The organism is Actinophytocola sediminis (genome assembly GCF_054779715.1).
Genome location: NZ_BAAGXS010000001.1, coordinates 93,535 through 110,606 on the forward strand (window position 1 = coordinate 93,535; position 17,072 = coordinate 110,606).

General features: G+C 72.6%; 16 protein-coding genes. 9 read left to right on the forward strand and 7 right to left on the reverse strand.

Annotated features, from left to right (window positions below; all coding sequences use genetic code 11):
* Window positions 1-17: 17 nt before the first annotated feature.
* The 4 genes from ACYVIP_RS00470 to ACYVIP_RS00485 are packed head-to-tail and all read left to right on the forward strand — an operon-like array spanning window position 18 to window position 5,715.
* Entirely contained in the window at window positions 18-2,096 is a 2,079-nt protein-coding gene (locus ACYVIP_RS00470; protein ID WP_460390716.1) for an acetate--CoA ligase family protein, read from the forward strand.
* Window positions 2,093-3,592, forward strand: a complete 1,500-nt coding sequence (locus tag ACYVIP_RS00475) for a class I adenylate-forming enzyme family protein (RefSeq protein WP_460390718.1) — start codon at window positions 2,093-2,095, stop codon at window positions 3,590-3,592. Before ACYVIP_RS00470 ends, ACYVIP_RS00475 begins: the two co-directional genes overlap by 4 nt.
* A 3-nt stretch (window positions 3,593-3,595) precedes the next feature.
* Window positions 3,596-4,768, forward strand: a complete 1,173-nt coding sequence (locus tag ACYVIP_RS00480) for an acyl-CoA dehydrogenase family protein (protein WP_460390720.1) — start codon at window positions 3,596-3,598, stop codon at window positions 4,766-4,768.
* An 11-nt stretch (window positions 4,769-4,779) separates the two neighbouring features.
* Window positions 4,780-5,715 carry an acyl-CoA dehydrogenase family protein gene (locus tag ACYVIP_RS00485; RefSeq protein ID WP_460390722.1) on the forward strand — a complete coding sequence of 312 codons (936 nt, stop codon included), beginning with the start codon at window positions 4,780-4,782 and terminating at the stop codon, window positions 5,713-5,715.
* A 12-nt stretch (window positions 5,716-5,727) separates the two neighbouring features.
* On the opposite strand, the gene ACYVIP_RS00490 is transcribed toward ACYVIP_RS00485, so the two are convergent.
* The 3 genes from ACYVIP_RS00490 to ACYVIP_RS00500 are packed head-to-tail and all read right to left on the reverse strand — an operon-like array spanning window position 5,728 to window position 8,459.
* Window positions 5,728-6,504, reverse strand: a complete 777-nt coding sequence (locus ACYVIP_RS00490) for a crotonase/enoyl-CoA hydratase family protein (protein WP_460390724.1) — start codon at window positions 6,502-6,504, stop codon at window positions 5,728-5,730.
* Window positions 6,501-7,268 carry an SDR family NAD(P)-dependent oxidoreductase gene (locus ACYVIP_RS00495; RefSeq protein ID WP_460390726.1) on the reverse strand — a complete coding sequence of 256 codons (768 nt, stop codon included), beginning with the start codon at window positions 7,266-7,268 and terminating at the stop codon, window positions 6,501-6,503. The genes ACYVIP_RS00490 and ACYVIP_RS00495 overlap by 4 nt, the downstream gene beginning before the upstream one ends.
* A gap of 30 nt (window positions 7,269-7,298) precedes the next feature.
* The gene (locus tag ACYVIP_RS00500; protein ID WP_460390728.1) at window positions 7,299-8,459 is read right to left on the reverse strand and encodes an acyl-CoA dehydrogenase family protein; all 1,161 of its coding nucleotides are present in this window, start codon (window positions 8,457-8,459) and stop codon (window positions 7,299-7,301) included.
* 113 nt (window positions 8,460-8,572) lie between these two features.
* Between ACYVIP_RS00500 and ACYVIP_RS00505 the strand changes: the two genes are divergently transcribed.
* Window positions 8,573-9,652 (forward strand): CaiB/BaiF CoA transferase family protein, encoded by a 1,080-nt coding sequence (locus ACYVIP_RS00505; protein WP_460390730.1) that lies wholly within the window; start codon window positions 8,573-8,575, stop codon window positions 9,650-9,652.
* A 61-nt stretch (window positions 9,653-9,713) separates the two neighbouring features.
* On the opposite strand, the gene ACYVIP_RS00510 is transcribed toward ACYVIP_RS00505, so the two are convergent.
* Entirely contained in the window at window positions 9,714-10,295 is a 582-nt protein-coding gene (locus tag ACYVIP_RS00510) for a TetR family transcriptional regulator (protein WP_460390732.1), read from the reverse strand.
* 29 nt (window positions 10,296-10,324) lie between these two features.
* The gene (locus ACYVIP_RS00515; protein WP_460390734.1) at window positions 10,325-11,476 is read right to left on the reverse strand and encodes a thiolase family protein; all 1,152 of its coding nucleotides are present in this window, start codon (window positions 11,474-11,476) and stop codon (window positions 10,325-10,327) included.
* A gap of 99 nt (window positions 11,477-11,575) precedes the next feature.
* On the opposite strand from ACYVIP_RS00515, the gene ACYVIP_RS00520 reads away from it, so the two are divergent.
* Window positions 11,576-12,628 carry an LLM class F420-dependent oxidoreductase gene (locus ACYVIP_RS00520; RefSeq protein ID WP_460390736.1) on the forward strand — a complete coding sequence of 351 codons (1,053 nt, stop codon included), beginning with the start codon at window positions 11,576-11,578 and terminating at the stop codon, window positions 12,626-12,628.
* Here ACYVIP_RS00520 and ACYVIP_RS00525 read toward each other — a convergent pair.
* Complete coding sequence (locus ACYVIP_RS00525) at window positions 12,609-13,079, reverse strand: PaaI family thioesterase (RefSeq protein ID WP_460390738.1); 471 nt, start codon at window positions 13,077-13,079, stop codon at window positions 12,609-12,611. The two genes, ACYVIP_RS00520 and ACYVIP_RS00525, sit on opposite strands and share 20 nt — an antisense overlap.
* On the reverse strand, window positions 13,079-13,888 hold the full coding sequence (locus ACYVIP_RS00530; RefSeq protein ID WP_460390740.1) for an enoyl-CoA hydratase/isomerase family protein: 810 nt from the start codon (window positions 13,886-13,888) through the stop codon (window positions 13,079-13,081). The genes ACYVIP_RS00525 and ACYVIP_RS00530 overlap by 1 nt, the downstream gene beginning before the upstream one ends.
* A gap of 112 nt (window positions 13,889-14,000) precedes the next feature.
* Here ACYVIP_RS00530 and ACYVIP_RS00535 point away from each other — a divergent pair, with 112 nt between their 5' ends.
* From ACYVIP_RS00535 to ACYVIP_RS00545, 3 genes are read left to right on the forward strand one after another with little or no spacing between them, the layout of a single operon-like run.
* Window positions 14,001-14,762, forward strand: coding sequence for an enoyl-CoA hydratase-related protein (locus tag ACYVIP_RS00535; protein ID WP_460390742.1), 762 nt, complete (start codon window positions 14,001-14,003; stop codon window positions 14,760-14,762).
* 26 nt (window positions 14,763-14,788) lie between these two features.
* A complete protein-coding gene (locus ACYVIP_RS00540; RefSeq protein WP_460390744.1) occupies window positions 14,789-15,736 on the forward strand; it encodes an NAD(P)H-dependent flavin oxidoreductase in 948 nt (315 codons plus the stop codon).
* The gene (locus tag ACYVIP_RS00545; RefSeq protein WP_460390746.1) at window positions 15,733-17,034 is read left to right on the forward strand and encodes an FAS1-like dehydratase domain-containing protein; all 1,302 of its coding nucleotides are present in this window, start codon (window positions 15,733-15,735) and stop codon (window positions 17,032-17,034) included. The genes ACYVIP_RS00540 and ACYVIP_RS00545 overlap by 4 nt, the downstream gene beginning before the upstream one ends.
* The last annotated feature ends 38 nt before the right edge of the window (window positions 17,035-17,072 follow it).

Genomic DNA, 17,072 nt, shown 5'->3' on the forward strand with positions numbered 1-17,072 from the left:
AAGAGCGGACTTCGCACGTGACACTGGCAGCGTTCCTGAACCCCAGGTCGGTAGCGGTCATCGGCGCCTCGCGGAAGGAGGACTCGGTTGGCGGCCGGCTCATCGGACAGCTCGTGGCGAGCTTCGACGGGGACATCTACCCGATCAACCCCAAGTACGACAGTGTCCTTGGCCTGCCTGCCTTTTCGACGGTCTCGGCGGTGGGCAAGCAGGTCGACCTCGTGCTCGCGGCCGCCGGGAGCGCGCTGATCCCGGCCGCGCTGCGCGAGGCCGCCGGGGCGGGCGTGCGGGGCGCGGTGGTGTACTCGTCTGGCTTCGCCGAGGTGGGCGGCGACGGCCACGCGCTCCAACAGGAACTGTCCACAGTGGTCGCGGAGACCGGGATCCGGCTGCTCGGTCCCAACTGCCTGGGATTCGCCAACTTCCGCCGCGGGCTGAAGGCGACGTTCACCCGCATCCCGTTCGAGATGGCGCCTGGGGGCAACATCGCCCTGCTCGGGCAGAGCGGCTCGGTGGGCATCGGCGCGGTGAGCCTGCTGCGCGACGACGGGGCCAACGTCGGGTTCTGGGCGGCGACGGGCAACGAGCTGGACGTCACCACCGGTGAGTTCGCCCAGGAGTTGTTGCGCAGTCCCGAGGACTCCCCGGCGGTCATCGCGCTGGTGGTGGAGGGCGTTCGCAAGTCCGAGGAGATCATGCGGGCCGGGCGGATGGCGGCCGAGGCCGGCAAACAGGTCGTGCTGCTGAAGGTCGGCCGGACCGAGCGCGGCCGCACGGCCGCGGTGAGCCACACCGCGGCGCTGGCCGGCTCCTACGCCACGTTCCGGGCCGGGTGCGCGCAGAACGGGATCGTCATGGTCGAGACGATCCGCGAACTCGTCGACGTGACCAGAGGGTTCGCCGCCGGCAGGCGGGCGCGGGGCAACCGCGTGGTGCTCGTCAGCAGCAGCGGCGGCGCCGGCGCGCTCATGGCCGACGTCACCGAGGACGCGGCACTGGCGCTGCCCGCGCCAAGCGACGGGTTGCGGGCCCGGCTCGCCGCGCACCTGCCATCGTTCGGCTCGGCGGCCAATCCCGTTGACATCACCGGAAACCTGGTCAACGACCTGCGGCCGACCGCCGCCGTGCTCGACGAGATCGCCGGGTCCGACGAGTTCGACCTCATCGCCTACAGCACGGTGGCCAGGACGCTGCCCGAGGCGCACCGGGAGATGTTGCTGCACACCAAGGACGCCACCGACAAACCGTTCTTCGCGCTGGCACACCAGCCCGACGTACTGGCGAGGATGGCGGCCCGCGGGCTCACCTGTTTCGCCGACGCCGCGGCGATGGTCCGGGTCCTCGGCAAGCTCGTCGAGGCCGAGGACCTCACCCGCTTCCTGGACCTGTCCGACGTCGCGGCCGCCGGCACGCCCTCCGTGCGCGCCGCCGCCGGTGCGCTGCCGGAGTTCGACGCCAAGCGACTGCTCGCCCGCTACGACATCGCCGTGCCCACCGAGGACCTCGTCGTCGACGAGGCCGCCGCGGTGGCCGCGGTGGGCCGCCTGGCCGGGCCGGCGGTGCTGAAGATCGACGCCGAGTGGTTGCCACACAAGTCCGACGTCGGCGGTGTCGTGCTCGGGGTGCGCGGTGACGCCGCCGCGGCCGCCTTCCAGCGGCTGGTGACGATCGCCGAGGCGCACCGCCCCGCGCCGGACGCGGCGTACCGGATCCTGGTCGCCGAACAGGTCCCGGCCGGGATCGAGCTGATGCTCGGGCTGGTGCGCGATCCGGTGCACGGACCGGTCGTCACGCTGGCGGCGGGCGGGGTGACGACCGAGATCATGGCCGAGGCGCACCTGTCGGTCGTGCCGTTCAACCGCGCCCGTGCCGACGCGATGGTCGCCCGGTTGTGGGGCGGTCGCCTCGTGACCCACCCTCGTGGCCTCACCGCCGCCGCGCGCACCGGTCTCGTCGACGCCGTGCTGGCGGTCCAACGGCTCGCGCTGAGCGAACCCGCGGTGTCCGAAGTGGACGTCAACCCGCTGATCGCGACCGAGGACCGGGTGATCGCGGTCGACGCGCTCGTGGTCCTGAGTGGAGCTGAGGCAACATGACCGCGCGGACCGGCTTCTCGGTGTCCGGGCGGGTCACCGACATCATGCGCATCGACCCGGCCGCCGACGCGCTCCAGTTCCGGACCCGGTGGTACAGCTGGGGTTGGCTGCACGACCGAGGCGACGCGGTCCAGGAGATCCTGACCGCGCACGGCGTGACCGGCCGCGCGCCGGTCGCCATGGTCATGCGCAACCGCCCGGCCACCGTCGCGGTCGTCCTCTCGCTGCTCACCCACGGCCAGACGCTCGTCACCGTCTCGGGCATGCAACCCGACGACCAGCTCGCCGCCGAGCTCGGCCGGCTGCCCGCCGCGATCGTGCTCGCCGACCGCGAGGACTGGGCCCGGCCGGGAGTCCTGGCCGCCGCGGCCGCCGCCGGCACGCTCGCGATCGCGGTCGACGAGCAGGGCGTCGAGGTGCTCGAACCGCTGCGCCGCGACGACGCCGAGGACTTCGCCTCGCCGGGCACCGCGATCCTCATGCTCACCAGCGGCACGACCGGGCCGCCGAAGCGGGTTCCGTTGTCCTACGCGGGTTTCGACGCCGGCTACGCGGGCACCGCGCACTACGAGAAGGGCTCGACCGAGCCGAGGCTGCGCACCAGCGTCGCCATCGTGATGGCGCCGCTGCTGCACGTGAGCGGCATCTTCACCCTGCTGCTCAATGTCCAGGCAGGACGCAGAATCGCGTTGCTGGAACGGTTCGCGGTGGACGACTGGCTCGCGCTGGTGACCGAGCACCGGCCGCGCGCGATCACCCTGCCGCCCGCGGCGCTGCGCATGGTGATGGCCGCGGGCGTGGCGCCGGAGCGGCTGTCGTTCGCGCGCAGCGTGCTGGTCGGCACCGCGCCCATCACCGTCGAGGAACAGCTCGCGTGGGAGGACCGGTACGGCATCCCCATCCTCGTGGTCTACGGCGCGACCGAGTTCGCCGGCGGCATCACCGGGTGGACGCTGGCCGACCACCACGACTTCGCCGGCACGAAACGAGGTTCGGTCGGCCGCGCGCATCCTGGCGTGGCGCTGCGGATCGTGGACGAGGAGACCGGCGAGCCGCGCGAGGCGGACGAGCTCGGCCTGCTCGAGGTCAGGGCACCCCAGCTGGGGCACGCGGACTGGGTGCGCACGGCCGACCGCGCCCGGCTGGACGCCGACGGGTTCCTGTGGATCGTCGGCCGGGCCGACGACGTGATCATCCGCGGCGGGTTCAAGGTGTCGACCGGGACGGTGGCCGAGGCACTGCGCCAGCACCCCGCGGTGCGCGACGCCGGCGTCATCGGCGTCGAGGACGCCCGGCTCGGCCAGGTGCCGGTCGCGGCCGTGGAACTCCACGCCCGCGCCGAGGCCGACGAGCAGACCCTCACGGCCTTCGCCAGGGAGCGGCTGGCGCCCTACCAGGTCCCGGTGCGCGTCCACGTCGTCGCCGAACTGCCCCGCACGCCCTCGCTCAAGGTCAGCGCGCCGCTGCTGCGGCGGCTGCTCGACCGGGAGGCGTGAGCCATGCGGTTGCGGCGCACGCCGGCGGAGGACCGGTTCGCCGAACGCGCGGCCGACTGGCTCACCGACAACCTGCCGGCGCAGGCCCGGCCGCCGGCGGGCCAGGCCATGGCCGAGTTCGACCGGGCGTGGCAACGACGCCAGTACGACGGCGGGTGGGCCGGGGTCACCTGGCCCAAGGACCTCGGCGGCGCCGGGCTCAGCCTCGTCGAGCAGATCCTGTGGTTCGAGCAGTGCGCGCGGTTCGACGCCCCGGATGCGGGTGTGTTCTCCATCGCGCTCGGCCACGCCGGCCCGGTGCTGATCGTCGAGGGCACCGACGAGCAGCGCCGCGCGCACCTCGACCCGATCCTGCGTGGCGACGAGGTCTGGGCGCAGGGGTTCTCCGAGCCGGAGGCGGGTTCGGACCTGGCCGCGCTGCGCACCAGGGCGGTGGTCGACGGCGACGAACTGGTCGTGGACGGCACGAAGATCTGGACGACCCACGCGGCGCACAGCGACTGGCAGGAACTGTTGGTGCGCACCGACTTCGACGCGCCAAGGCACCGGGGACTCTCGTTCGCGATCGTCGACCTCCGGTCCCCGGGCATCGAGATCCGGCCGATCCGGGCCATGGACGGCGGCACCCATTTCGCGCAGGTCTTCTACGACAACGTGCGGCTACCGCTGCGCGATGTGGTCGGCGGGCTCGGGGACGGCTGGCGGGTGGCGATGACCACCCTCGGGTTCGAGCGCGGCACGATGACCCTGGGCATGGTGATCCGCCTGCGCACGCTGGTCGACCGGGTGACGGACCTGGCCAGGACGCGGGTCGACGGGCGCGGGCGCCCCCTGCTGGCCGGCGACGAGGTCGCCGCGCGGATCGCCGACCTCGAGTCCGAGTCGGTCGCGCTGCACGCGCTGGCCATCGCGTTCGTCTCGGAGATCAGGCGCACCGGCACGGCGGGCGGGGCCGGCTCGATGATCCGCCCGTTCTACGCGGAGCTGTCCCAGCGGGTCAAGGAGACCGCCGCCGACCTGCTCGGCCGCGACGGCCTGACGCTGGACGGGACGGCGGCCGCCGAGCAGTTCGTGGCGCCCTACCTGTACTCGTTCGCCCACACGATCGGCACCGGCACCGCGGAGGTGCAGCGCAACGTGATCGCCCAGCGCGTGCTCGGCCTCCCCAAGGGCTAAGGAGACAGCCAATGGACCTGTTCCCCTCCGACGAGCAGCGGGAACTCGCCGAGGCGGCCCGCGCGGTGCTCGGCTCGGTGCACGTGTGGCGCGACGGCGTGGCCCAGGGTTGGCTGACGCTGGGACTGGCCGAGTCCGCCGGCGGGCTCGGTGGCTGCCTGGCCGACGAAACTCAGTTGTATGCCGAGATCGGCACCGCCACCGGACCGTTCCTGGCCACCAGCATCGGCATCCGGGTGGCGGCGGCCGCAGGCCGGACCGAGCTGGCCGCCGCGCTCGCCGGGGGCGACGCGTGGGCGGGCATCGGGTTCGTCCGCGACGGCGACACCGATCCGATCGTCGCGTTCGACGTCCAGGGCGCTGCGGTCCTGCTGCTCGTGGACGAACACGCCGGCGTACTGCGGCTGGTGGACAACGCCGCGACGGCCGAGGCCGTGACGCCCCTCGACCCGGCCGTCACGGCCGCGCGGGTACGGGTGGCCGACCTCCCCGTCCTCGCCGAGACCGGCGGCGAGCACGCCGGCCGCGAGCTGTCCCGCGCGGCGGTGCTGGTCGCCGCCATGCTCGCCGGGATCGCCACCGCCGCGACGGACAGGTCGGTGGCCTACGCGCGTATCCGAGAGCAGTTCGGCAAACCCATCGGCGCGTTCCAGGGGATCTCCCACCGCTGCGCCGAGATGGCCATCCGGTCCCACGCCGCGACGGCGGTGACCAACCTCGCCGCGGTCAGCGTCGACGAGGACACCCTTGATGCCGGGCACCGGGTCGCCGCCGCCCGCCGCTACACCGAGTCGGCCGCGCTGGCCAACGCCAGGGCGAACATCCAGAACCACGGCGCCATCGGGTTCACCTGGGAACACGACGCGCACCGCCTGCTCAAACGCGCCCGGTTCCTCAGCTGGAGCTTCCTGCCCCGCCCCGACCAGGCCGCGCTCCTTGCCAGGTAGGGGCGGGGCAGGTCAGCGGCCCTGCCAGCGGGGCGGACGTTTCTCCGCGAAGGCGCGGGCGCCCTCCTTCGCGTCCGCCGACCCGAACACCGGGTCCGCGTACGTCCGCTGCCGCTCGAACGACTCGGCGGCGGGCCAGTCGGCCGACGCGAGCGCGATCGCCTTGGACGCCTCCACCGACAGGGGAGCGTTGCCCACGATCCGGCGCGCGAGCCCGAACGCGGCCTCGACGGCCTGCCCGTCGGGCACGACCGCGTTGAGCAGGCCGAGCGCGTCGGCCCGTGCGGCGTCGATCGGGTCGCCGGTCAGCAGGATCTCCAGCGCGATCGCCCGCGGGACCCGGCGGGGCAGCCGGAACATGCCGCCGCCCCTGGCCAGCAGGCCGCGCTTGACCTCCGGCAGGCCGAACCGGGCACCGGCGCCGGCCACGACCAGGTCGCACGCGAGCACGATCTCGAACCCACCGCCAAGCGCCCAGCCCTCCACCGCCGCGATGACCGGTTTCCTCGGCGGCACCTCGACGATGCCGCCGAACCCGCGCGCGGCGGTGCCCGCGCGTTCGCCGGCCGCGTGGCGCTTGAGGTCCATGCCGGCGCAGAACGCGCCGCCGCGGCCGGCGAGCACGGCGACCCGCAACTCCGGGTCGCCGTCCAGTCGGGTGAACGCGTCGTCGATCGCCTCGGCCACGTCGCGGGTCATGGCGTTGCGCTGGGCCGGGCGGTTGATCTCCAGCAGCAGGATCTCGTCGTGCCGGCTGACGATCAGCTCGGCCTCCCCGGTGGCGGTCATCGCGGGGCCATCCGGATCGCGCCGTCCAGCCGGACGGTCTCGCCGTTCAGATAACCGTTGCGCAGCAACGCGATCGCCAGCTCCGCGTAGTCCTCCGGCGCGCCGAGCCGCTTCGGGTGCGGCACGGTGGCCGCGAGGCCATCGCGGATGTCCGCGCGCAGCCGGGCCAGCATCGGGGTGTCGAACACCCCGGGGGCGATCGTGTTGACCCGGATCGCCCAGCTGGCCAGGTCCCGCGCCGCGACGATGGTCAGCGCGTGAACCGCGCCCTTCGACGCGGCGTAGGAGGTCTGGCCGATCTGGCCCTCGAAGGCCGCGGCCGACGCAGTCAGCACGATCGCGCCGCGGTCGCCGTGCTCGACCTCGTTGCCGCTCATCCGCGCGGCGGCCAGGCGCAGCACGTTGTAGGTGCCGATCAGGTTCACCCCCAGCACGTCGGTGAAGCTCTGCAGCGGTGCCGGCCGGCGCTCCTTGTCGATGATGCGCAGCCGGTCCCCGCCGCGGCCTGCGCAGTGCACGACCGCGCGCAGCACCCCGAACTCCTCGGCCGCGTCCAACGGCGCGGCCAGGCTGTCCTCGTCGGTGATGTCGGCGGGCACGAACCGCGCGTTCGAGCCGAGCCGCTCCGCGGTGGCGATGCCGTCGGAGGTCGGCAGGTCGGTGATGACCACCCGGGCGCCCTGGCGCACCATGGCGGCCGCGGTGGCCGCGCCAAGACCGGACGCGCCGCCGGTGACCAGCGCGGCCGCGTGCTGAAGTTCCATGAGATCGTCCTTGTTCTCGTAGGTGACTGGCTACCGCGAGCGGTCCGTCGCGAGGTCGCGGCCGATGATCTCCTTCATGATCTCCGTGGTGCCGCCGACGATGGTCTGCACCCGGGCGTCGGCGAAGGCGCGGGAGATCGGGTACTCGTCCATGTACCCGTATCCGCCGTGCAGTTGCAGGCACGCGGTCACGACCCGTTGCTGCAGCTCGGTGGCCCACCACTTCGCCTTCGCCGCCGTGGTCGCGTCGAGGTGTCCCTCGTTGAGCGCCAGGACCTGCTTCTCGAGGTAGGCGCGGGTCACGTCCACCTCGGTGACCAGCTCGGCGAGCCGGAACCTGGTGTGCTGGAAGTCGATGATCCGCTGGCCGAACGCGGTGCGGGCGCGCACGTGGGCCAGCGTCCAGGACAACGCCGCCTCCGCCCCGGCCAGCCCACGCCAGGCGATCGACAGCCGTTCCAGCGGGAGTTGATGGGTGAGGTGGTGGAACCCGCGGCCCTCCTCGCCGACGAGGCTGTCGAGGGGCACGACCACGTCGTCGAAGAACAACTCGGCGGTGTCCTGGGCGTGCAGCCCGAGCTTGCGCAGTTTGGGGCCGCGCGAGAAGCCAGGGGTCGTGGTGGGCACGAGCAGCAGGGAGAACCGGGGACGGCCCTCGCGTTCTCCCGTCCGCGCCGCGACCAGCACGACGTCGGAGCTGCCGCCGTTGGTGATGAACGTCTTCGTGCCGTTGAGCACCCAGCCCGCCGCCGTCCTGGTCGCGGTGGTGGTCATGCCGCGCAGGTCGCTGCCCGCTCCGGGCTCCGACATCGCGATGGACGTGACGATCTCACCCGTGGCCATCCCGGGCAACCACCGGCGCCGCTGGTCGGCCGAGCCGAGGTTGATCAGGTAGCCGGCCACGATGTCCTCGTTGATGGCCAGGCCAGAGGCGAAGGCCGCCGCGCCGACGCGGGACAGCTCCTCGGTGAGCACACAGCGGTACCGGTAGTCCAGCACGCCCGCGCCGCCGTACTCCTCGGGCGTGCGCAGGCCGAGCAGCCCGCGCGCCGCCGCCGCGTGCCACCCGTCCCGACCGATCAGTCGGTCGCTCTCCCATTTTTCGATGTTCGGCTCGACCTCGCGGACGACGAAGGCGCGGGCCAGCTCCCGGAAGTCTTCATGGCTGACGTCATAAAAACTCTCGCTCACGTGCGGTCCCCTCGAATCGGTCGTGCCGGTAACTGGAGATTACGCGTTCGCGCACATTTGTTGTACCGTTCTGTCGGTACAACCACAGTTGGTCTGATGGATGCGGGGTGGGCATGACGGGACCGCTCGCTGGAGTCCGGGTCGTCGAGTTCCTGGGGTTGGGGCCGGCGCCCTTCGGCTGCCTGCTGCTGGCCGACCTCGGCGCCGAGGTGCTGACGGTGACCAGGCCGGGGCAGTCCACCGCCGCCATGGTGCGCAACCGCTCGCTGCTGGAGTTGGACCTCAAGGACCCCGATGGCGTCGAACTGGCGCTGGCGGCGATCGAGAAGGCGGACGTGGTCGTGGAGAGCTTCCGGCCCGGCGTGCTCGAACGCCTGGGGCTCGCGCCGGCACGGCTGCGGGAGCGCAACCCGGGCCTCATCGTCGCCAGGATGACCGGCTGGGGGCAGACCGGGCCGCTCGCGCCGCGCGCCGGACACGACATCAACTACATCGCGATCACCGGCGCGCTCCACCTGGCGCGCCGGGCGGGGGACAAGCCGATGCCGCCGGCCAACCTGCTCGGCGACTTCGCCGGGGGCGGGATGTACCTGGTGGTCTCCGTGCTGGCCGCGCTCGTCGAGCGGGCGCGCACGGGGGTGGGCGCGCTGGCCGACGTGGCCATCGTGGACGGCACCACCTACCTGACGACCATGCTGCAGGAGTACCGCAACCTCGGGATGTGGTCGGACGAACCGGGCACCAACCGGCTGGACACGGGCGCGCCCTACTACGACACCTACGAGACCGCGGACGGCGAGTACGTCGCGGTCGGCGCGCTCGAGGACAAGTTCTTCGCCGAGTTCGCCGACCTGGTCGGACTGTCCGAACAGGACCGGGTCGGCCGCGAGGAGCCGGCCAACTGGCCCCGGCTGCGCGCCCGGATCGCCGCGGCGATCCGCTTACGCAGCCGCGCGGACTGGGCCGAGGCGGCGCTGGCGGTCGACGCGTGCCTCGCCCCCGTGCTCACCCTGGCCGAGGCAGGCCACGACCCCCAACTGGCCGCCCGCGGCGTCCTCGCCCCGACCCCCGACGGTCGGGGCTGGACCGCCAAACTCCCCCTCGGCTTCACCGACAGCGCACCCGAACCGGCCGACCTCCTGACACGCTGGGGCATCGGCGCGCCCGCCACCGACACGCGCGAGGCGAGTTAGGCCAAATGCCCTGAATGCCTCATTCGGGACGCTCAATGCCCTGAATGAGGCATTCAGGGCACTAGGCGCGGAGGCCGTCGAGGAACAGGGAGACGTACAGGTCGGCGATCTCGGCGGGCTTGAGGGAGCCGGTCGGTTCGATCCACCGGTAGCTGCTGGTGAACATCGCGACGATCGCCCGGCGCTGCATTGGATGGACCGGTCGGAACACTCCGGCCTCGGTGCCCTCGTCGAACAGGGTCTGCCAGTACAGCTCGTACTCGTCGCGCAGGTGGCCGACCCGGGTGCGGTGCGGCTCGTCGAGCGCCTTCCAGTCCCGCATCGAGGTGATCCACGCGTTGCGGTTGGTGGACAGGTCGGTCAGCAGATGGGTGGCCATCCGGCGCAGCCGGTCCTCGGCCGAGCCGCCGCCGGCCAGGATGCGGCGCGCCTCGCGGTTGGCGTCCTCCAGCAGGCGCAACGCGATCTTCAGCAACAGCGCCTGCTTGTTCTTGATGTGGTAATACAAGGCCCCGCGGCCCAGTCCGGTCGACTCGGACAGTTCCTGCACACCGGTCGCGTCGTAGCCGTTCTCGGCGAAGAGCTGGGCGGCGATGCGCACGACGCGTTCGCCGGTGGTTTCCTTGGTCGGATTCGTGGCCATGGCCTGATTATCGCCAGCGTCGGGGCTGCTCATGAGACCAGCTCGAAGACGGTGGCGTTGGCGGTGCCGCCGCCCTCGCACATCGACTGGAGCCCGTAGCGGATGTCGTTGGCCCGCATGTGGTGGACCAGGCGCGTGGCGAGGATCGCGCCGGAGGCGCCAAGCGGATGCCCGACCGCGATCGCGCCGCCGACCGGGTTGACCCGCGCGGGGTCCGCGCCGGTCTCGGCCAGCCAGGCGAGCGGAACCGGCGCGAAGGCCTCGTTGATCTCGAACGCGCCGATGTCCTCGATCGTCAGTCCCGCCGAGCGCAGAACCCGTGCGGTGGCGGGGATCGGGGCGGTCAGCATCTTCACCGGGTCGTCACCGACCACCGCGCCGGCGTGGAAGCGGGCCAGCGGGGTGCGGCCGAGCTTGGCCGCGCGTTCCGGGGTCGTCACCAGCAGCGCGGCCGCGCCGTCGGCGATCTGCGACGAGTTGCCGGCGTGGATCCTGCCGCCCTCCTGGAACGAGGGCCGGAGGCCGGCCAGGGTCGCCACCGACGTGCCGCGCCGGAGTCCCTCGTCGGCCTCGAGCTTCGCGTCGGCCAGCGCGACCGGCACGAGCTGGGTGGCGAACGCGCCGGTGTCGATCGCGGCGGCCGCGCGCTCGTGGGACACCGACGCGAACTCGTCGAGCTGTTCGCGAGTCAGGCCCCACTGCTCGGCGATCAGCTCGGCGCCGACGCCCTGGCTGAAGTCCTCGACGCCGTAGCGGTCCAGCGTCGTCGTGCCGTACGGCTGGCCGAACTGGCGGGTGGAGCCGATCGGCACCCGGTTCATGGTCTCCACGCCGCCCGCGACGATGACCTCGGCCCGCCCGGACATCACGGCGTGCGCGGCGAACTCCAGCGCCTGCTGGCTCGAGCCGCACGCGCGGTTGATCGTGACCGGCGGGACGCTCTCCGGCCAGCCGGCCGCCAGCACCGCGAACCGCCCCACGTTGCTCGACTGGTCGCCGAGCTGGGTGACACAGCCCCAGTACACGTCCTCGACGAGATCAGCGGTGATCCCGTTGCGGCCCAACAGTTCGTTGAGCACGAGCGCGGAGAGGTCGACCGCGTGCACCGTGGCCAGCGAGCCCTTCTTGCGGCCGATCGGGGTGCGCACCGCATCGACGATGACGGCCTCACGAGGTGGCATGGATCGTTCTCCTTGGCTCGGGCACGGCATCGAGCGGCACGGCCATGCTAGGTTCACTATACCGACCGGTACACAAGTAGTCCATTGGTGGGAGGGTTCATGCGGATCGGTATGCCGCTGTCCTACAGCGGTGCCGTCCGGGAGTTCGCGGACCTGGCGCGGGACTACGAGGCCGCGGGGGTCGACGTGCTGTTCGCGCCGGAGGCCTACTCCTTCGACGCGGTGAGCCTGCTGGGCTACCTGGCGGCCTCGACCGAACGGATCGGCCTGACGTCCTCGATCCTGAACACCTACTCGCGCACCCCCGCGCTGCTCGCGATGACCGCGGCCGGCCTGGACCACGTGTCGGCCGGCCGGTTCACGCTGGGCATCGGCGCGTCGGGGCCCCAGGTCGTCGAGGGCTTCCACGGAGTCGCCTACCGCGCGCCACTCGGCCGCGCCCGGGAGGTGGCCGACATCTGCCGGGCGGTGTGGCGCCGGGAGACCCTCACCCACGACGGCACCCACTTCCACATCCCGCTCGGCGCCGACCGGGGCGGCACCGGTCTCGGCAAGCCGTTGAAGCTGATCAACACGCCGGTCCGGGCCCGGGTGCCGATGATGCTGGCCGCCATGGGGGACAAGGCGGTGGCGCTCGCGGCCGAGGCGTTCGAGGCCTGGCAGCCCATGTTCTTCCTGCCCGAGGCCGCCGCGACGGCGTTCGGTGCCGGCCTGCTGGCCGGCGCCGAACGGCGTGATCCGTCGCTGGGGCCGCTGGACGTCGTCGCGCCGACCTACCTGGCGGTGGTCGCCACCCGCGCCGACGAGCAGGCCGCGCTGCGCCAGGTGCGGGCGCACCTCGCGCTCTACGTCGGTGGCATGGGCGCGCGCGGGCAGAACTTCTACACCTCCCTGGTCGGTCGTTTCGGCTTCCCGGACGAGGCGGCGCGGGTGCAGGAGCTGTACCTCGCCGGCCGGCACGCCGAGGCGGCCGCCGCGATCCCCGACGCCCTGGTCCGGGGCACTGCCATGGTCGGCCCGCCCGAGGTCGTGGCCGAACGGCTCGCCGCCTTCGCCGCCGCCGGCGCGACCACGCTCAACCTCCGCCCGCTGGCCGCCGAGCACGCCCAGCGGCTGCGGGACTTCCAGACGGTCAGGGAGTTGATCGGTTAGCCCGGATCGTCCGGACCTTGTGCACCGTCTCGCCCGCGGCCAGCACCCGGCCGCGTCCGTCGCGGACCTCGGCGGTGGCGTGCACGATCGACCGGCCGACGTGGGTCGGCCTGGCGGTCACCACCAGCGGCGAGCGGTGGTCCCCGGCGGCCAGGAACCGGTAGGACGCGTGGATGTGCGGGGTGCCGACGCCGGCGGCCTGCTGGGAGTGCGCGGCCGCGGCGGTGGCGCAGTCCATCAGCGCGGTCAGGTAGCCCCCGTGCAGGAAGCCGCCCGCGCTGGTGAACTCCGGCCCCGGGGTCACGTCGCACACGGTCGTGCCGTCCTCGGCCACCGAGCGGATCCGCAGGCCGAGCACGACCTGGAACGGCGGCCGCTGGATGGTGTCGTCGGCCACCGCGCGCTGGAAGGCGAGGCCGGAGACGGCGCCGAACGCGGGCAGGTCCGGCATCAGTTCCCCCGGAAGCGGGGGGCCCGCCGCTCGGCGAACGCGGCGATGCCCTCCCTGAAGTCCAGTGATCGGGTCGCGACGTCCTCGACGAGGCTCTCCATCCGCAGCGCGTCCCCGAGCGAGCCGGTCGCGTTGCGGTCCAGCAGCCACTTCACCAGCCCCAGCGACGTCGTGGCGCCCTCGGTCAGCTCCTCGACGAGGCTCTCGGCCGCCGCGTCCAACTCGTCGTCGGGTACCACCCGGCTCACCAGCCCCCAGTCGGCCGCCCGCTCGGCGTCGACCTGCCGGCCGAGCAGCAGCATCTCCCTGGCGCGCGCCGGACCGATCAGCCTGGGCAGCAGCCAGGTGCTGCCGGAGTCGGGCGTGAAGCCCCGGCGCGCGAACGGGGTCGAGAACACCGCGGTGGCGCTGGTCACGCAGAAGTCGGCGACCAGCGCGAGCGCGCAGCCCAGCCCCGAGGCGTGCCCCCGAACCGCGGCGACCACCGGGATCTCGAGCTGGGCCAGCGCGCCGATCAGCCGGTGCGGGCCGCTGTCGATGCCGCGGTGGGTCGCCGTCGGCCGTGGCCGCGTCGCGGGCGGCGTCCGGTCCCGGTTGAGGTTCATGCCGGCGCAGAAGTGCTCGCCCAGCGCCGTGATGGCGACCGCGCGCGCGGTGTCGTCCCGGCCGAGTGTGGTCAGCAGCTCAGCGACGGTGCGCGTGCTCTCCGAGCTCAGGGCGTTGCGCCGGTCGGGGCGGTTCAGCGTGATGCGCAGGACGCCACCGTCCGTTCGGACCGACATCCCGTCGAGGTCGAGGTCGTCCGCCATCCCAGCACTCCAGTCCATCGGCGACGATTAATGTACTGATCGGTATAGCTCATGTTTCGGTGTTTCCGCTGCATGCGTTGCGTCAGACTAACCGATCGGTACACTGCCGGTCATGGTCGACACGGAAACCGAGCCGACGGTTCGCCACGACGTGGCCGACGGCATCGCGACGATCACGCTCAACCGGCCGGCTCGGCTCAACGCGTTCGCCGGCGACATGCACTCGCGCTACCTGGCGGCCCTGCGCCACGCGGACACCGACCCTGAGGTGCGGGTCGTGGTCGTCACCGGCGCCGGCCGAGCCTTCTGCGCGGGCGCCGACTTCACCCGCCTGGAGACGCTGGAGATCGCCGAGGTTCGGCGCAACGCGGTCGCCGAGCCTCGGGATGTCGCGTTCCGCATGGGCAAACCCGTGATCGCCGCGGTCAACGGCGCGGTCGCCGGGATGGGGCTCGGGCACGCGTTGATGGCCGACGTGCGGTTCACCGTGCCCACGGCCAAGTGGGCGACCGCGTTCGCCAAGGTCGGCCTGGTGGCCGAGCTGGGCACCGCGTGGCTGCTGACCAACCTGGTCGGCACCGGGCGGGCGCTGGACCTGTTGCTGAGCGCGCGCCCGATCTCCGGGGTCGAGGCGCACGAGTACGGGCTCGCCCAGTTCCTGTCCACTCCGGACCGGCTGATGGCCGACGTGCGCGCGTACGCCACCACGTTGGCCGACAACGATCCCGACTCACTGCGGGAGATCCGCCAGCAGGTGCGCCTGGACGCGACCCGCCCGTTCGCCGAGGCCATGGCCGACGGCTACGAACGCGTCTACGCCTCCCTGGAACGCGGCCGCTTCCGCGACGCACGGGCCAGGACCGGTGGCGCGTGAACATGCCGGTGGAATGGCGTGACTCCTTGGCACTTCCGGTGATCTGTGCGCCGATGTTCCTGGTGTCCGGGCCGGAGCTGGTCGCCGCCGCGTGCCGCAACGGGCTGGTGGGCGCGCTGCCGATGCAGAACGCCCGCGGCATCGAGGAGCTGGACGACTGGCTGGCCACGATCACCACCAGCCTCGATGACCATCGCGAGCGGCACCCCGACGCCCGGATCGGGCCGATCGCGGTCGGCGTGACCCGCGCGTTGCTGCCCCAGCTGGACGACTACCTCGCGGTGTGCCGCCGGCACGGCGTCCAGGTCGTCATCTCCGCCCAGGGCGACCCGACCGCGCTCACCCAGCGGGTGCACGACTGGGGCGGGCGGGTGTTCCACGACGTGACCTCGATCCGCTTCGCCGAGAAGGCCGTCGCCGCCGGGGTCGACGGGATGATCTGCATCGGCGCCGGCGGCGGCGGCCATGCCGGCACGCTGTCCCACCTGGCCCTGATCCCCAAGGTGCGCGCCATGTTCGACGGCACCATCGTGCTGGCCGGCGCGGTGGCCACCGGGGCCGCGGTCCGCGCGGCCGAGGTGCTCGGCGCCGACCTGGTCTACGTCGGCACCCGCTTCATCGCCACGCACGAGTCGCTGGCCCCGGCCGAGTACAAGCAGATGCTGGTCGACAGCGCCGCCGCCGATCTGGACTACACCGGCGCGGTCGCGACCGTGCCGGCCAGCTGGCTGCGCCCGTCGTTGCGGCGGCTGGACATCGACCCCGCCGGCCTCACTCCCCGGGGCCGGGGTGACTACTCGCACCTGCCGGCCGAGGTCCGGCCGTGGCGCGACATCTGGTCGGCCGGCCAGGGCATCGAGCTGGTCGACGAGGTCCTGCCCGTCGACGAGGTCGTCGCGCGGCTGACCGACGAGTACGTCGCCGCGAGTTCCATCCCGGCGTGGCCGGTCGATCACGAGAGGCAGCGAGCATGAGCAGCGATCCGGCGGCCACGACCCAGCAGGCGTTCGAGGACGCGACCGACTTCGACATCGACGACGCCGACATCGAGCGTGACCGGGAGGCCGTCGGCGCCGTCGCGGCCGTGCGCGACCTCGCCCACCTCGGCACCGCCACCCCCGAGGCCATCCGGAACTTCGCCTTCGGCTACGGCGACGACAACCCGCTGTACACCGATCCCGACCACGGCGCCGCCACCCGCTGGGGCGGCCAGGTCGCGCCCCAGATCATGGCCGCGATCCTGAACACGCCCCTGCTGGGCGACCGGCTGCCCAAGGACCTGCGCGGCGGCAGCTACCGGGGCATCCACGCGTTCGTTTCGGGCGGGACCTGGGAGTGGTACCGGCCGATCCACGCGGGCGACCGGCTCTACTCCTACAAGGGGCTCGACTCGGTGGAGGTCAAGAAGTCCGAGTTCGCCGGCCGGTCGGTGATCCGGGTCAACCGCGAGGTCAAGTTCAACCAGCGCGGCGAGGTCGTCGGCAGCTACCGCACGCTGATCATCCTCACGGCGCGCAAGAAGGCCCGCGAGACCGGCAAGTACAAGGACGTGCCGGTGCCCGCCTACACCGAGGACGACATCGCCGAGCTGGACAGGGTCTACGCCGCCGAGGCCGAGCAGGTGCGCGGCGGCGCGCCGCGCCTGTTCGAGGACGTCGCGCCGGGCGAGTCCCTCGGCACCCTCGCCAAGGGCCCGCTGACCACCACCGACATGATCGTGTTCCACGCCGGCGGCTACGGCTTCGTGCCCTACGGCCTGAAGACCGGCCGGCTCAACTGGCGCAACCGCCAGCGCATCCCCGCCTTCTATGTGGACAACGAGTACGGCGTCCCCGACGTGGCGCAGCGGGTCCACTGGGACTCGGAGTGGGCGAAGGCGATCGGCAACCCGCGCGCGTACGACTACGGCGTGCTGCGGGAGTGCTGGCTGCACCACCGGCTCACCGACTGGATGGGCGACGAGGGCTTCGTGGTGCGCCAGCACGACGAGATCCGCAAGTTCAACTACGCGGGCGACCTCCAGTACGTCACCGGCACGGTGACCGGCAAGCGCCGCGAGCACGACATGAACCTGGTCGACATCGAACTGCGGGCGGTCAACCAACGCGACGAGGAGACCGCGCGCGGCGAGGCGACCGTCGCGCTGCGCAGCCGGGCGCACGGCAGGTCGCTGCTGCCCCAGCCGCCGGCGGAGGCCCAGCGGAAGGTGTGGCAGATCATGGAACGCCACGCCGAACTGACCGCCGAGCGCCGCCGAGGTAGGTCCGCGTGACCTGTTAGGCCAAATGGCTTAGGTGAACCGGCGCGGAT

Coding starts and splice junctions, on each gene's coding strand:
- ACYVIP_RS00475 (WP_460390718.1), top strand. CDS start 2,093: ATGACCGCGCGGACCGGCTTCTCGGTGTCCGGGCGGGTCACCGACATC.
- ACYVIP_RS00480 (WP_460390720.1), top strand. CDS start 3,596: ATGCGGTTGCGGCGCACGCCGGCGGAGGACCGGTTCGCCGAACGCGCG.
- ACYVIP_RS00485 (WP_460390722.1), top strand. CDS start 4,780: ATGGACCTGTTCCCCTCCGACGAGCAGCGGGAACTCGCCGAGGCGGCC.
- ACYVIP_RS00490 (WP_460390724.1), bottom strand. CDS start 6,504: ATGACCGCCACCGGGGAGGCCGAGCTGATCGTCAGCCGGCACGACGAG.
- ACYVIP_RS00495 (WP_460390726.1), bottom strand. CDS start 7,268: ATGGAACTTCAGCACGCGGCCGCGCTGGTCACCGGCGGCGCGTCCGGT.
- ACYVIP_RS00505 (WP_460390730.1), top strand. CDS start 8,573: ATGACGGGACCGCTCGCTGGAGTCCGGGTCGTCGAGTTCCTGGGGTTG.
- ACYVIP_RS00510 (WP_460390732.1), bottom strand. CDS start 10,295: ATGGCCACGAATCCGACCAAGGAAACCACCGGCGAACGCGTCGTGCGC.
- ACYVIP_RS00515 (WP_460390734.1), bottom strand. CDS start 11,476: ATGCCACCTCGTGAGGCCGTCATCGTCGATGCGGTGCGCACCCCGATC.
- ACYVIP_RS00520 (WP_460390736.1), top strand. CDS start 11,576: ATGCGGATCGGTATGCCGCTGTCCTACAGCGGTGCCGTCCGGGAGTTC.
- ACYVIP_RS00525 (WP_460390738.1), bottom strand. CDS start 13,079: ATGCCGGACCTGCCCGCGTTCGGCGCCGTCTCCGGCCTCGCCTTCCAG.
- ACYVIP_RS00530 (WP_460390740.1), bottom strand. CDS start 13,888: ATGGCGGACGACCTCGACCTCGACGGGATGTCGGTCCGAACGGACGGT.
- ACYVIP_RS00535 (WP_460390742.1), top strand. CDS start 14,001: ATGGTCGACACGGAAACCGAGCCGACGGTTCGCCACGACGTGGCCGAC.
- ACYVIP_RS00545 (WP_460390746.1), top strand. CDS start 15,733: ATGAGCAGCGATCCGGCGGCCACGACCCAGCAGGCGTTCGAGGACGCG.